Genomic DNA, 14,561 nt, shown 5'->3' with positions numbered 1-14,561 from the left:
ACCGAGTTTAGCGATTAGCTTGGGCTTGGTGATACCAGCGCTCAAGAATCTCCTGATCGAGATTGAGTAGACGCTTGCGCAGCTCGGACTCGATCCCCGGCATCATGGAGTCGATCAGGTCTTGGATAAACAGTTCGCGCGCAAAGTCGTCGTCGCTTTGCTGGTGAGTCACGTCCATGAGCTGGCTTGATGGCGATGTCGTGTATTCTACCCCAGCATCGCTAAAGCGGGTTTCCTCTGATTGTATGCCGTGCGGCTGAGGTGGTGCGCTTTCGATGATGTCGTCTAACAGAGGGATAGTGGCGGGATCAATGCCTGCTGTATCGAGTAGCACTGCTTGCAATGCCTCTAATTCCCCGAGTAGGGGCGCTTTATCCTGTGCCATAGTGATCTTTGTTAGCCGTCAATAGTGTGAGAATGTAGCGGGTAGCCACGATTTTTGTAAAAGCTATAGCGCTGTCGCGATGCCTGCAAGCTTGCCTCGTCCTTGCTAACAATCTCAGCGAGGCGCTGAAAGCGGCTGAAAAATGCCGGTGTTTCCTGCGCGGTATTAATCAATACATCGCAGTGATCCCCCGCATAATCACCGCAGCCCACTAACACTGGATTATTGTCAGCGGGGTGGCAGCTGTGGGGAACAAAGCTCTCGTCGCGAAACCCCCATAATTGCTGATTGAGGGTGTCGGCGGCGGCGCTGTCGTCGCAGTGTATATACACCTCGTGACCACTTCGATAGGCTTTTTCCGCTAAACGGCAGGCATAGAGCATTGCCGCTGCAGCGGTTCCTTGGTTTAGGATGTAAAAGTCGACCTTGGTCATGGCTTAGCTGCCGACTTTGCTCATTAAATAGTGACACAGCAAACTCACCGGGCGACCTGTTGCGCCTTTAGTTGCGCCGCCAAGCCATGCAGCACCCGCGATATCGAGGTGAGCCCAGCGGTAAGCCTTGGTGAAGCGCGACAGAAAGCACGCGGCGGTGACACTGCCCGCTTCGGGGCCACCAATATTGGCCATATCGGCAAAGTTACTGTCGAGCTGGTTTTGATAATCATCCCAGAGAGGCATGTGCCACGCGCGATCTTGGGCGAGTCGCCCTTGTTCTAGTAGTTCTTGGGCGAAGCTGTCTTGGTTGCTGTACAAGCCGGCGGCGTGTTTGCCCAAGGCGACGACACAGGCGCCGGTCAAGGTAGCGATATCAATAACCGAGGCCGGCTTGAAACGCTCAACATAGGTCAATGCGTCGCACAGGACTAAGCGGCCTTCTGCGTCAGTATTGAGTATTTCAATGGTTTGCCCCGACATACTGGTGACGACGTCACCTGGTTTGGTCGCGCCGCCGCTGGGCATGTTTTCGGCCGCGGCAACAACGCCGATCACATTGAGTTTTAAGTCCATACTGGCGATGGCTGCCATGGTGCCGACGACACTTGCGGCGCCACACATATCGTATTTCATTTCATCCATTTTGGCGCCGGGCTTCAAACTGATACCGCCGGTATCAAAGGTCACGCCTTTGCCCACCAATACATGGGGTTGCGCGTTTTTTTTGCCGCCCTTGTATTCAATGACAATCAAGCGGGCGGCTTGGTCGCTGCCCGCGCTGACCGACAGGAGGGCGCCCATGCCGAGTTGCTTCATTTTCTTTTCGTCGAGTACGCTTATAGTAACGGACTCAAATTTATTGCCGAGACTGCGGGCTTCACTGGCAATGTATTCTGGAGTGCAGATATTGCCGGGCAGGTCGCCGAGTTCGCAGGCAGTATTAATGCCCTTACCAATGCTGCTGCCAACTTGAATGGCTTGGCGGTTGGGCGCGGTGTTTGCGCCTTGCAGCGTCACGCGACGAATTGATGGCGCCGGTTTTGGCTTGCTGACAGTTGCGGTGTAACGGTAGCTTGAGTTGACTAATAATTGAGCTATGCGCTGATACTGCCAGCCAGGTTTACGATCGGTAACGCTGACATTGTCGAGTAAGTAGCAGCTATCTTTGCAACCCGCTGCCGCCGGGGCGCTAAACGTCGCTTGAACGATCTTGTCGAAATCACTGTCACTGAGCTCGCTCTCACCTTTGCCGACAACTAATAAGCGCCGTGCTTTAAGGCCGGTGATGTTTGGCAGATACAGGGTTTCTGCAAGCTTTGCCTTGAAGTCGCCGCGTTTTAGCATGTGACTGATCACGCCGCCGCTGGCTGAGTCCGCCGCCTGTGCCAGCTCTGAACTAAGTGCTGCATCGGTGATAAGGATCAGGCAATCGGTGTTGACGGTAGTAAGATCTTTACAGGGCTTAAGGCTAATTTGCATGGATACTCTCGCAGACTGTGGGCAGATTGTTGAAAATGCATGCCATTATTATGGGCCGGTTATGGGTATTGGCAACCGTACAGTGTAAAGGCAGTGTTCTGGGCTTAGTGTAAAGGGTATCATCTGCGCGTGAAATACTTAGCGACAAAGACAGGGCGCGCTTTGTGCGATTAGCGGTAAACTGACGGTAACGGTGGTGGAGATATGGCTGTTTGATATTATTTAGATACCTTGCCAGCGAAATGCTGAAGACGGTGTTTGCCGTGACGCTGACCTTGCTGGTTATTATTATGAGCGGACGTTTTGTGAAGTACCTCGGTCAAGTAGCCTCAGGTGACTTTGCCCCCGATGTACTTTTATTAGTCATGCTCTACCGTTTACCAAATTTTTTAGAAGTGGTACTTCCCTTGGGCCTGTTTATCGGTATTTTGCTCTCTTACGGTCGTTTATACGTCGACAGCGAAATGACCGTGATGAGCGCCTGCGGCATGAGCCGTCGCCGCCTGTTGATTTACACCATGATTCCCGCTGCATTCACCGCCGCTATCGTCGCGTATATTAGTCTGATTTTGACACCCTCTGGCATTCAGGCCTATGTCGATTTACTGGCAGATAGCCAGTCTGAAATCGGCGTTAAGGCGGCGGTAGAAGGACGCTTTCGACTCGACAAGGCAACGGGTAGGGTGACTTACATCGAGCAGGCCAATCGCGATAACCAGACCATGTCCGGTGTGTTCATTGCGCAGCCAGAACCGGTGCAGGCAGGGGGCAGGCCGTTGGTGTCGCTAGTAACGGCGGCACAGGGGCGCTTCCAAGTCGACGACACCACTGCCCAGCGCTATTTGGTGTTAGATAGCGGTGTTCGCTATGTTGGCCAGTCTGGCGATATGGACTACCAGGTGACCAGCTTTAGTCGTCTCGATCAATTAATCCGTGACCCTGAAGAAAAGACCTATCGCCAAGAGTTAGACGGTAAGGACACGTCGGTGCTCTGGGGTTCACCGGCACTGGAAGATATTGCGGCAATACAATGGCGAGTTTCACTGGGCTTGCTGGTGCCTATTGCCGCGTTGATCGCGGTGTCCTTAAGTAAAACTGATCATCGCCGCGGTCGCTTTGGTAAAATGTTTCCTGCTTTTATAATTTATATGGTGTATTTGGTTTGTCTCAACGCGGTGCGTGACGCCATTGCCAAGGGCCAATGGCCGGTTTTCCCCGGTATGTGGGCAGTACACAGCGCATTTTTGGTCTTGGGTTTGTTATTACTTTACCGCGATAGTATGCACCGTCACTGGGTGCTGAGCTGGAGGCGTCGGCGTGCGTAAACTCAACCGTTATATTGGGCGCACGGTAGCTGGGGCTATTATACTGGTATTGCTGGTGATCGTTGGCCTTGATCTTTTGTCTGAGCTGGTAGACGGGCTAAAGGAGATTCGCGGAGATTACACCTTTATCTCTGTATTGAAATACGTAGTCATGATCTCGCCGGGGAGCTTTTATGATTACCTGCCGTTTGCTGCGCTCGTTGGTTGCCTGTCTGGTTTGGGTACCTTGGCCAGCAGCAGTGAGTTGATTGTCATGCGCTCGGCTGGGGTGTCTACCTGGCAGTTGGTATTGGCGGTGCTTAAACCTACTATTTTGCTGACACTATTGGGCCTAGGTGTGGCGGAGTTCGTGGCACCAGCGTCTCAGCAAATCGCTGAAAGTCAGCGCGCGGTAGCGCTGCAAAAAACAGCGAGCATGCATTCTCGGCACGGCATGTGGCATCGCGAAGGGCAGCAATTTATGCACTTTAACGCGGTGCAGCCCAATGGCGTGTTGTTTGGTGTGAGTATTTTTAGTTTTGACGATGCCCGCCGTCTTGAGCAAAACACCTTTGCTGAACGAGCCTATTTCATTGATGGCCACTGGACACTAGAAGACGCTAAGGTCGTTAAATTCAGTGATAAGGGCGCGCAACAGCGGCATTTTAGTCAATTGGAATGGGACTCCGGCTTGTCGCCTGAATTGCTGAATATTTTGGTTCTAGATCCTCAAGATTTATCGATTAGTGGCTTGTGGCGCTATGCGAGCTACTTGAAGAAGCAGGGTTTGAATGCCGGTGATTATGAGTTGGCGTTTTGGAATAAGTTGCTTCAGCCGCTAACAATCATGGGCATGGTATTGGTCGCCATCTCCTTTATTTTTGGTCCCTTACGCAATGTTACGATGGGCTTTCGGGTCTTTGTTGGGGTAATGGTCGGCATTGTATTTCGCACCGCGCAAGATATTTTGGGACCGTCCAGTATGGTGTATGGCTTCGACCCCATTTACGCCAGTTTGCTGCCAATTGCTGTGTGCTTTTTGGCGGGTACGTATATGCTTACTCGGCGGGCTTAGCCACCGGTTTATTTTTCCCGCCTTTAGGGAGTGAGCGTAGACGGGTTTTAGATGCGCGGTCGTGCCAGGCTAAGCTGTCGCGGTCTAGCCAAATCCACCAGTATCCGAGCCCCGCTAGGCCTAATGCGGGTACGGCAACACAAAGCCGAATTAGGCATTGCCCCCAGCTGGGCTTGCCGCCATCAGCGCTCTCTAATTTAATTCGCCAAGCTTGCATGCCGAGTGTTTGGCCATTCTTTCGCCAAAACCAGCCATAGAACACAATAATGAAACTCAAGAGATAAGCGCGGTATAAGCCGCCGCCAAGTGGGGAGTTAAGTTCGTGCACCACGCTATCATTGGCGGCGTCATTTGCCATTATGTCTGGGCTAAGAAGCAAGGCAGGGATCAAGGTCGCGACAAATAACACCGCAAACAGCAGAAAGCAGTCATAGACAATGGCGGCGAGGCGGCGAAATACGCCTGGAGCGGAGAGTTCGGCAGTCATTCTAGGCAGTCCAAGTGAGAAACCGCCGTATTGTAGCAGAGCAAGCTTGGCTTGCCTGCTAAAAGGCCATGGCAACGCCGAGGGTTACGGAGTCACTGCGCAGGTGCACAATATAATCAGTTTTGTACTGGCTGAAGCTAGGTGCGGCAATACTGCCTTCCTCGTTTGGTAGGAATCGTTTGGCGCCTCTGCTGCGCTCATGAAATGATTTGTATAAACGCTTAAAGCCCATTTTTACGAGGGTATGAATGGCATCGCTGCCCTGCTTGGCGTTGTCTTGGTCCATCCAAACTTGATTAAATCGCGCTTGATTGGCATTAAATGCCTGAAAATTGCCGGTATCCTTGTTGCGTTCAACGCAAAAGCGGAGAGTAGGTTGGTATCCGAGTTTCTGATCGTGGGGAAGTGTTATATCATTTGGCGTCGGCGCGCCCCAGTGCTGAGATAGGCAATTGCCAGAACTTACGGCAAGTGTAATCAGGGCAAGCTGTTTGCATAGGGTTAAGCGGTATTTAATCGTCTGGCAGCCATTTTTTATATTATTCATTGCTGTTAGTCTCCATTGCCAGTTTTGTAACTGTTGGAATAAAGCATACTCGCCCGCATACTGTGGGTGAATAAGTAGATCTACCTTGCTGGCTGGGGTCTTGTCGCAATAGGCCTAGGGGCGAGGCTTAGTGGGTACAGATAAATAATAAAATGGGAAAGGAAGTAAGCTAGATGCGGGTTTTATTGATAGAAGATGACGCCAGTGTGGCTGAGTACATAGTGAAGGGCCTACGCGAGAGCGGCTATCAGGTTGAGCATGCCGCCGATGGCAAAACCGGCCTAGTTCAGGCGACCACCGAGCAGTATGACGCGCTGATTGTCGACCGAATGCTGCCCTATGTTGATGGCTTAACCATTATTCAAACCTTGCGCGCAGCCAATGACAGCACCCCAGCGTTAATCTTAAGCGCCCTCGGTGAGGTTGACGATCGAGTTAAAGGCTTAAAAGCAGGCGGAGACGACTATTTGGTCAAGCCTTTTGCCTTCGCTGAATTATTGGCGCGCATTGAAGTTATGCTGCGCAGACAGGAGGCTGGGTCGGCGGTAACGCGGCTTAAAGTTGCCGACTTAGAGATGGATTTGTTGGCGCATAAGGTCTCCCGCGCTGGGCAGGCCTTTAATTTACAGCCTCGGGAATACAAGTTGCTAGAGTATTTAATGCGTCATGCTGGTCAGGTGGTGACGCGCACCATGCTGCTAGAAAACGTATGGGACTACCATTTTGACCCCCAGACCAATGTCATTGATGTTCATGTCAGCCGCCTGCGTCAGAAAATTGACAAAGGTTTTGACAAGCCTCTGTTGAATACCGTGCGCGGTGCTGGATATATGTTGGATGATTCTCAGTAAAATATTTACCAGCTTTACCTTTCGGTTTTTGGTCAGTTATGTGGCGTGGCTGAGTCTGGCCGTTTTTATGGTTTTGGCGCTTATCTACGCCTTTATTGCCTACGACTTTTTTGCCGAAGTACATCACTCGGTTACCGAGGAGCTAGGCTCCTTAAGCCAGGCTTATCAAGACGGTGGTGAACAGGCGGTTGAGAACTTTGTAAGAATACACAGTGGCCCCGACCGCTTGATTCGGTTTTTTTATTTTGTTGGCGATGAACATCTCAATAAAATTGCGGGCAACCTCAATCAGTGGCCCGAGAGTAAGGAATACCGGGACGGTTGGCTAGGCTTCAACTTTGAATCCATGCTCGATGATGCCGACTCCGTCGGCACCGAATTTATTGCCAGGTCAAAGCAATTGCCCGGTGGTGAGCATGTGTTGGTGGCAAGGCACTATGCCGATGTGCTGAACAGCACCAAGCTGGTTGCCGGTGCCTTGACCCGCAGCATGGTCGCCACGATTTTGCTCGGTACCATTGGCGGCACCATTGTCGCCGCACTGAGTTTACAACGGATTGACCGCATTAATATTACCCTGCGTCGTATTATGACCGGTGATCTCACCGAGCGGATTGATATTCATAGCAGTACTGGTGATTTTCTGCGTTTATCGGAAAACGTCAATCAAATGCTGGATCGAATCGAGGCATTAATGACCGGGGTCCAGCAAGTTTCCGATAATATTGCCCACGATTTACGCACGCCGCTAACGCGCTTGCGAAATAAATTAAGTAGCTTGCATGAGAATTGCGCAGACCCAGGTAATCGCGAAGAAGTTGAAGCGCTGATTGAGGAAGCGGATGGCTTGCTGGGAACTTTCAGTGCCTTATTGCGAATTGCGCAAGTGGAGTCGGGTAATCGGCGCTCAGGCTTTGCCAGTGTTGATTTGTGCACGCTGGTGTCGGATGTTATCGAATTGTATGAGCCCTTGTCGGCAGAGAAAAATCAGGTATTTCATACTGGGTTAGCGAAGGTTGGAAGTTTTCACGGTGATCGCAATTTGTTGTTTCAAGCCGTGGCAAACTTGGTGGATAATGCCATTAAATACACCCCTGAAGGCGGCAAGGTGCAGGTGAATTTAGCTGTCGAGAAAAATGTTTTGCGTATCGACGTTGCCGACAGCGGTATTGGTATTCCCGAAGAAGAGCGTGAGAAAGTATTTCAGCGTTTTTTCCGGGTTGAACACAGTCGCAGTCGGCACCCCGGCAATGGCCTAGGCCTAAGTTTAGTGCAAGCGGTAGTGAAATTGCACGACGGTTATATAGATCTTAAAGATAATAAACCGGGGCTGCGGATTATCCTGCGTTTCCCCCGGCCAGAGCAGCTTAGTTAATAAAATTTATAAGCACGTTACTTGAGTTTTAGGTGACTGGTATCGGGTACTTTATGTGTTACGTCGGGCTTGTCGGGCAATAATTGCGTACCGGCTTCACTGAGGCTAAGGTCGGCAGTTAGCGTGTCGAGGTCAATTTCAAGCTCGGGTGGTTTGGGGGGCAGAAGATCGTCGCCGGTCGCGCCGAGACTGATGTGCTCCGTGTCTGGCTGCGGGAGAGGGGGGAGAGCGTGCTGATCGCCGAGGGTTTCGCCGCTTTGTGCCAGGCTTAGGTGGCTGGTGTCGGGGGCTAAGGCAGTGCTCGCTGGGCGTTCGTCATCGCGTAAAACCGGGGTGCCCTCGGGGCTTAAACTCAAGCTAGAGTCGGGCGTCGTTGCCGGTATTGGGGACTTTACTTGGCCTGGTGTATTGCAGGGCTTGGCGACAGCGATAAGCCCAATTTTGGCAAAAACTTGCTGGTAGCGTTTAATTTCGTTGGCGTCGAGGTCTTTGCGAATGCGATTGGGTTTGCCCGCAAGTAATTTTTCGACCTGATCGACGGGGCGTTTAAACAAGCTTGCCAGCTGCTGTAACGCGATATCACGCGGGTGGCCCGGTGCGAGTTCTCCGGTGAGAATGAGGTCAAAACGCTGTGCAGTCATGGGGTGGATTACCTAGGCAATTTCCGGTTGTGGTACGGTTTTATTCAACTTAGCAGAGATTATACTGGGGTGTTACAGTGAGTGCGGCTTTTTTTGGCAATCAGGATAAGGGCATTGAATAATGGATCTTGAGGCAGTGCCAACGCGCTTCGCTTGTTCGTTACTGAATTTAGCGGCGGAGCGCGGTTATGAACACCACAGTATTCTTAATATTGCCGGTATCGCCTTCAATCCGTTAAGCAAGCGTTCGCCAGGGTATCAGACGACGATTTCCGCGATGCAATACAGCAAGCTCTATCAGCAAGTCATGAGTTTGCTACAAGACGAAGCCTTTGGCTTAATGCTGGGTAAAAACCTGACTCCTGGCGCCTTCCGAATGATGTGTTACTGCCTGATCTGCTGTGAAAACTTGGGCAATGCCATTAAGCGCGCCTGCGATTTTTTCCGTACTTTTTACGATGCCGATGCGCAAATCTACCTTGATACCCGTAAAGACAATGCCATTGTGGGCTACGGCAGTGTTAAAAAAGGCTTTGCTGGCTTGCAGGTGGATGTCGCCGACATTTACGGCTTATCGATCTGGCACCGCTTTTTCTGTTGGTTAGTGGGCAGCAATATCGAGTTGAAAGAAGTGCGTTTTGCCGGTCAGGCGCCGGTGGGTAAAGCCAGAGTCGCGAAATATCAGCAATTATTTGGCTGTCCGGTTTACTACGGTCAGTTACGGGATGAGTTTGTTTTTGATACACGTTATTTGAGCTATCCCTTGGTACACAATGAACGCACGCTGAAAGATTTTTTGCGGGCAGCGCCGTATCCATTGATGGTAATGAGTGGCAGCCGTGACGATGGCAGTTTAGTGGCGCGGGTGCGAGCCATGATTGGCCATGACTTTTCCCAGGGCTTGCCGAGTTTTGAGCGTATTACGGCGGCACTTAATATGTCTGCGCCGACGCTGCGCCGACGCTTGAAGAAGGAGGGCACCACCTTCCAGCAACTAAAGGATGAATGTCGCCGCGATGCTGCGATGGCTTATCTCGGTAACTCTGAGCTTTCCATTAACGCCGTAGCGGCACTAATGGGCTTTACCGATCCCTCTGCATTTCATCGCTGTTTTAAAAAGTGGACGGCGATGACCCCAGGTGAATACCGCGTAAATGAGCGTGAAAGCCACAGTTAGTTTTTGGTCTGTAACTTATAACGTGCTGATATTTAAATATTTTTAAAATATCTGCCAGTGCTTTGACCGAAAATGTCATTGTCTCTAGCTGAGTGCCCAGTACATTGTGGCCACCGTGTGCACAGCAGTGTCACCGTGAATTCACTCTCAGTTCGGTAGGACAAACCATGGCAGAAGCATTTATTTATGATGCGATTCGCACCCCGCGCGGCAAAGGTAAGCGCGGCGGCGCGCTTTATGAAGTAAAACCCATTGATCTGGTGACCAACCTTCTCGAAACCCTCAAGTCTCGCCATGATCTGGACACCAGCAAGGTGGAAGACTTGATCTTGGCCTGTGGTGAACCCGTAAAAGAACAGGGTCAGAATATCGCCAAAGCGGCGTTGGTTTATTCCAGCTGGGACGACAGCGCCACCGGCGCGCAGTTACATCGCTACTGTGCGGGCGGTTTAGATGCAGTGAACCTCGCGGCGGCGAAGGTTGCCGCTGGCTACGAAGATTTAGTGGCGGCGGGCGGGGTTGAGTCTATGTCTCGTCTCGGCATTGGTGCCAGCGGTGGTGCGACTGGCGACCCCTGGGTGGCGATGAAAAGCTATTTCATTTCCCAGGGTTTGGGCGCGGATTTGATCGCAACCATGAATGGCTTTAGCCGTGACGATGTTGACCGCTATGCGGTGATGTCGCAGCAGCGCGCTACCCATGCTCGCGAGCAGGGTTATTTTAAATCGCTTATCCCAGTAAAAGATTTTAACGGCGTGACGATTCTGGATCACGATGAGTTTATTCGGGCCGATACCTCAATGGCGGCATTGGCCAAACTAAAGCCCGCGTTCCAGATGTTTAATGACTATGGTCACGGCGGGGTCGCAAGGCTTAAATACCCGCAGTTGGAAAATATCGAGTGCGTGCATACACCTGGAAATTCGTCGGGGATTGTCGACGGTGCGGGCTTGGTTCTCGTGGGCAGTGAACGCGCAGGCAAGGAGCAAAACCTTCAGCCCCGCGCGCGTATTCTCAGTTGTGCGCTGGTGGGCACTGAGCCCACGGTAATGTTAAACGGCCCCGCGCCAGCGACCCAAAAAGCGCTGCAAAAAGCCGGTCTCACGGTTGATGATATCGATCTGTTTGAATTAAACGAAGCCTTTGCCTCCGTGGTGCTGCGCTACCAGCGTGTGTTGGGTATTCCCGACGAGAAAATCAATGTGAATGGCGGTGCCATCGCCATGGGGCATCCAATTGGCGCAACGGGGGCGATGATTCTTGGCACGCTACTCGATGAGCTTGAGCGCCGCAATCTTAAGCGCGGCGTGGTTACCCTTTGTGCCGGTGGCGGGATTGGTATCGCAACTATTATTGAGCGCGTGTAAAGCGCGCTGACCATTGTATTTGCAAGGCTGCGAGCACGATAGCGCTGGCAGTTCTTCACGGGAAAAGAGATTAAGTTAATGGGATATATTCGTTTAGCAAAAGACAGTGACGGCATTGTTGAACTAATTTTCGATCAGCCCGGTAAATCGGTTAACACTATGGGCCGGGACTACGACGAAGCGATGCGCGTGGCGGTGACTGAATTGCAGACCATGGTTGAGGCGGGTGGCGTAAAGGGTGTTTATGTGCGCAGCGACAAGCCCGGCCAGTTTTTTGCTGGTGGCGATATTAAAGAAATGCTGGAGATGGATTTAAAGGCCAGCGAAGCGAAGAAAACCGAAATGTACGAGGGAATAATGGCGACAAAGGCGCCGTTGCGTACTTTGGAAACCCTTGGAGTTCCTGTCGCCGTTGGTCTGAATGGGCCAGCCTTGGGCGGTGGTTTTGAGATTGCGCTAGCCTGCCACCATCGCGTGGCGATTAATGGTGTGCAAGTTGGCTTGCCCGAATCCATGATCGGCTTAATGCCGGGTGCGGGTGGTGTGGTGCGCATGACTTACTTACTGGGTATGCAAGAAGCGATTGGTCTAATCAGCCAGGGTAAACGCCTTAAAGCGGCTCAAGCCCTTGAAAAAGGCTTGCTCCACGAATTGGCGAGCGACGAAGCCGATATGCACGCTAAGGCTAAAGCTTGGATTAAGGCGAATCCAGATGCGAAGCAGGTCTGGGACCAAGATGCATATCAGATTCCTGGCGGCGGCCCAGATGAACCGGCGAATCAGGGTTTAAACTTTTTTGGCCCCGCCAATGTCATGGTGCAGACTAAGAATTTAATGCCCGCGCAGAACGCGATATTTGCCTGTGTGGTGGATGCCGCGAGAGTTGATTTTGATACCGCGCAAAAAATTGAAGGCCGCTATTTTTTAAGCCTGCTGCTGGACCAAACTGCGCGGAATATGATGACGGCGTTTTTTGTGCAAATGGAAGCCTTGAACAAGGGCGCCAGTCGGCCAGCAGTTGCTGAGCGTTTTGTTTGTAAAAAACTTGGCATTATTGGCGCAGGCCAAATGGGTGCGGGTATCGCGACTATCGCTGCGCAAAAAGGAATTAGTGTTGTACTGAAAGACATCAGTCAAGAAAATGCAGATCGCGGCAAGGGTTACGCCGACGCCTTTTTCACCAAAGGGATTGCGAAGGGTAAGGTTACTGAAAGTAAAAAGGCTGAGTGCATGGCGTTAATTAAAGCCAGTGCCGATTACGCCGACCTCAGTGACTGCGATATGGTTATTGAAGCCGTTTTTGAGGACCGCAAAGTAAAAGCAGCAGTGACGAAAGATACCGAAGCGGTGATTGAATCCAGCAGTGTGTTTGCGACTAACACCTCGGCTTTACCGATTAGTAAACTCGCGGAGGCCAGTGTGCGGCCTGCGAACTTTATCGGCATGCATTTCTTTTCGCCGGCCGAAAAAATGCCGCTGGTAGAAATTATTCGCGGCAAGCTCACCTCAGATGAGGCGCTGGCCAAGGCCTTTGATTTGGCGCAGCAGCTGGGTAAAACACCGATTGTGGTAAACGACGCGGCAGGCTTCTTCACAACTCGTGTTATCGCTACGACCATCTCTCAGGGCGGTATCATGCTGGAGGAGGGAATTAACCCGGTATTAATTGAGTCTGCGGCCCGTGACAATGGCTCACCGATTGGGCCACTAGGTGCCATAGACGAAATTAGCCAGGAATCAGCATATAAGAACGGTAAACAAGCAAAAGCCGATGTTGAGGCCCAAGGTAAGGTTTGGGAAGACAATGCTGTTTCACGAGTGTTAGACCGAATGGTTAATGATTTCGGTCGGCGCGGCAAGGTGCATGGCGGTGGTTATTACGCCTACCCTGAGGGCGGTCAAAAACATTTATGGCCGGGCTTAAAAGACGCGTTTGCGCCAAATGGCTATAAAGAAATCCCCTACGAGGATATCAAGGCCCGCCTTACTTTTTGCCAGTCGCTAGAAGCAGTGCGGGCAATGGAAGAGAGCGTTATTGAGAATGTCGGCGACGGCAATATCGGCTCAATAATGGGAATTGGCTTCCCCGCGCAAACCGGTGGCGTCTTCCAGGCGATTAATGCCTACGGATTGCGCGAGTTTGTAACACGGGCGCAAGAGTTGGAGGCGAAATACGGCAGTGATTTTGCGGTTCCCAAATTGTTATTAGACCGTGCCAACGACAACAAGCTTTTCCTGTAGGTACGCTGAGATGCCCCGTTAATCCGAGTTGTTATTGGTTTTGATGGGGCTTTTGCTTAAGATTTGCGTGGCATTTTGCTAAATCAAGTCGAGGCGACCATGGTCAATGTTTTCACCTACGGAAGTTTAATGTGCGCGGATATTATGGCGAAAGTAAGTGGTGTAAAGCCATTGTCAGAGTCGGCGCTACTGGGGAATTACCGCCGCTACGCCGTGCTGGGTGAAGACTATCCCGCGCTGATTGCTGAGGCCGGGGCGGAAACTCAGGGCCAGCTTTATCGCAATATCTCCGATGAGGCCCAACGCCGTTTAGATGTATTCGAAGGGGATTACTATCAGCGTTGCGAGCTTGTTGTAGCGCTGTTGGATGGGCGCCAAATTAGGGCGCAAACCTATGTCTTTCGAGCAGACTACCAACATTTAGTAGCCGATTGGCCGTGGAGTTTTGAGCATTTCCTAAATGTAGGGAAAGCAAAGTTTGAGAGCGCCTATCTCGGCTTCCAACACTTACCGAGTTTCGAATGAAGGCCATTAGCTTGCCGCGCTAAAATTGATAAATTCCTCGCAAATGATATCCCGTCTCGTCGCACCCTGCATAAAGCATTGCCGTTTGGCTTGGCTTACAAAGTCATTGCCGCCGCAAATATAAACCCGGCGGCCGCGCAGCTCGGTAAAATTTTTCTGTAATTGTTGCAGCCAAGTCTCATGCAGTGGGCCATCGGCACTGGCGAGTGAATAACTGAACTGAGGATGGTCTGCCTGCAGCTGTTGTAAGGCATTGAGCATGTAGTAATCGCTGGCCTGCTGTACGGCGAACAGCAAGTGAATAGGGCTTTGATGGTCGTGATTTAATGCATCCTTAGCAACGCCGAACAAGGGGGCAAGCCCGGTGCCTGCGGCAATCAATAATATGCTTTGGTGGCTTTGCTGGTTGTCGTATACACATTCGCCGTAAGGGCCTTGAATCAAAAGCTCGTCGCCGCTCTCGGTATTCAATAACTGCGGGCTCACTGCGCCATTTGGATATATTCGAATATGGAGTTCAATGAAATCTTCGAGGCTGGCAACACTGGCAATAGAATAGCAGCGGGCGGTGTTGTCGTTTAGCCAGAGGGTAATATATTGCCCAGCCCGCCAACGCAAACGGCAGTGCAGGCGAAGACGCAGTATTTTTGGATTTAGCTGCATTTTTTCG

The 14,561-nt window shown here is 51.4% G+C and carries 15 protein-coding genes; 8 read left to right on the top strand and 7 right to left on the bottom strand.

What is annotated here, in order from left to right; genetic code table 11:
- Window positions 1–7 precede the first annotated feature (7 nt).
- Genes ABYP33_RS00510 through ABYP33_RS00500 form a run of 3 tightly spaced genes read right to left on the bottom strand, consistent with a single transcriptional unit; the run spans window position 8 to window position 2,301 of the window.
- Window positions 8–385, bottom strand: coding sequence for a hypothetical protein (locus ABYP33_RS00510; protein ID WP_373087048.1), 378 nt, complete (start codon window positions 383–385; stop codon window positions 8–10).
- Window positions 386–396: 11 nt separating this feature from the next.
- On the bottom strand, window positions 397–819 hold the full coding sequence (locus ABYP33_RS00505; RefSeq protein WP_373087045.1) for a DNA polymerase III subunit chi: 423 nt from the start codon (window positions 817–819) through the stop codon (window positions 397–399).
- Between the two features lie 3 nt (window positions 820–822).
- Window positions 823–2,301 (bottom strand): leucyl aminopeptidase, encoded by a 1,479-nt coding sequence (locus ABYP33_RS00500; RefSeq protein ID WP_373087042.1) that lies wholly within the window; start codon window positions 2,299–2,301, stop codon window positions 823–825.
- Window positions 2,302–2,513: 212 nt separating this feature from the next.
- Here ABYP33_RS00500 and lptF point away from each other — a divergent pair, with 212 nt between their 5' ends.
- Window positions 2,514–3,626, top strand: coding sequence for an LPS export ABC transporter permease LptF (lptF, locus tag ABYP33_RS00495; RefSeq protein WP_373087039.1), 1,113 nt, complete (start codon window positions 2,514–2,516; stop codon window positions 3,624–3,626).
- Window positions 3,619–4,680 (top strand): LPS export ABC transporter permease LptG, encoded by a 1,062-nt coding sequence (lptG, locus tag ABYP33_RS00490; protein WP_373087037.1) that lies wholly within the window; start codon window positions 3,619–3,621, stop codon window positions 4,678–4,680. The genes lptF and lptG overlap by 8 nt, the downstream gene beginning before the upstream one ends.
- On the opposite strand, the gene ABYP33_RS00485 is transcribed toward lptG, so the two are convergent.
- Both ABYP33_RS00485 and ABYP33_RS00480 read right to left on the bottom strand, forming a co-directional pair.
- Complete coding sequence (locus ABYP33_RS00485; protein ID WP_373087035.1) at window positions 4,664–5,167, bottom strand: RDD family protein; 504 nt, start codon at window positions 5,165–5,167, stop codon at window positions 4,664–4,666. The genes lptG and ABYP33_RS00485 overlap by 17 nt on opposite strands.
- Window positions 5,168–5,225: 58 nt before the next feature.
- The gene (locus tag ABYP33_RS00480; protein WP_373087033.1) at window positions 5,226–5,714 is read right to left on the bottom strand and encodes a hypothetical protein; all 489 of its coding nucleotides are present in this window, start codon (window positions 5,712–5,714) and stop codon (window positions 5,226–5,228) included.
- A 173-nt stretch (window positions 5,715–5,887) separates the two neighbouring features.
- Between ABYP33_RS00480 and ABYP33_RS00475 the strand changes: the two genes are divergently transcribed.
- Together ABYP33_RS00475 and ABYP33_RS00470 are read left to right on the top strand one after the other, a co-directional pair.
- Window positions 5,888–6,565, top strand: a complete 678-nt coding sequence (locus ABYP33_RS00475; protein ID WP_373087031.1) for a winged helix-turn-helix domain-containing protein — start codon at window positions 5,888–5,890, stop codon at window positions 6,563–6,565.
- A complete protein-coding gene (locus tag ABYP33_RS00470) occupies window positions 6,552–7,940 on the top strand; it encodes an ATP-binding protein (RefSeq protein WP_373087028.1) in 1,389 nt (462 codons plus the stop codon). The genes ABYP33_RS00475 and ABYP33_RS00470 overlap by 14 nt, the downstream gene beginning before the upstream one ends.
- Window positions 7,941–7,957: 17 nt before the next feature.
- Here ABYP33_RS00470 and ABYP33_RS00465 read toward each other — a convergent pair whose 3' ends face one another.
- Window positions 7,958–8,581 (bottom strand): hypothetical protein, encoded by a 624-nt coding sequence (locus tag ABYP33_RS00465; RefSeq protein WP_373087026.1) that lies wholly within the window; start codon window positions 8,579–8,581, stop codon window positions 7,958–7,960.
- Between the two features lie 121 nt (window positions 8,582–8,702).
- On the opposite strand from ABYP33_RS00465, the gene ABYP33_RS00460 reads away from it, so the two are divergent.
- The 4 genes from ABYP33_RS00460 to ABYP33_RS00445 all read left to right on the top strand — a co-directional run bounded on the left by ABYP33_RS00460 (window position 8,703) and on the right by ABYP33_RS00445 (window position 13,891).
- The gene (locus tag ABYP33_RS00460) at window positions 8,703–9,758 is read left to right on the top strand and encodes an AraC family transcriptional regulator (protein ID WP_373087023.1); all 1,056 of its coding nucleotides are present in this window, start codon (window positions 8,703–8,705) and stop codon (window positions 9,756–9,758) included.
- 167 nt (window positions 9,759–9,925) lie between these two features.
- On the top strand, window positions 9,926–11,125 hold the full coding sequence (locus tag ABYP33_RS00455) for an acetyl-CoA C-acetyltransferase (protein ID WP_373087021.1): 1,200 nt from the start codon (window positions 9,926–9,928) through the stop codon (window positions 11,123–11,125).
- A gap of 78 nt (window positions 11,126–11,203) precedes the next feature.
- Complete coding sequence (locus ABYP33_RS00450; RefSeq protein ID WP_373087019.1) at window positions 11,204–13,366, top strand: 3-hydroxyacyl-CoA dehydrogenase NAD-binding domain-containing protein; 2,163 nt, start codon at window positions 11,204–11,206, stop codon at window positions 13,364–13,366.
- Window positions 13,367–13,441: 75 nt separating this feature from the next.
- Window positions 13,442–13,891: a gamma-glutamylcyclotransferase family protein gene (locus ABYP33_RS00445; RefSeq protein ID WP_373087017.1), complete on the top strand. Its 450-nt coding sequence runs from the start codon at window positions 13,442–13,444 to the stop codon at window positions 13,889–13,891.
- Window positions 13,892–13,897: 6 nt separating this feature from the next.
- Here ABYP33_RS00445 and ABYP33_RS00440 read toward each other — a convergent pair.
- A partial coding sequence (locus ABYP33_RS00440) for an FAD-binding oxidoreductase (RefSeq protein WP_373087015.1) occupies window positions 13,898–14,561 on the bottom strand: 664 nt, incomplete at its 5' end.

This window comes from Zhongshania sp., from assembly GCF_041584495.1.
GTDB lineage: Bacteria > Pseudomonadota > Gammaproteobacteria > Pseudomonadales > Spongiibacteraceae > Spongiibacter.
This window is presented reverse-complemented; position numbering and strand designations above follow the sequence as displayed.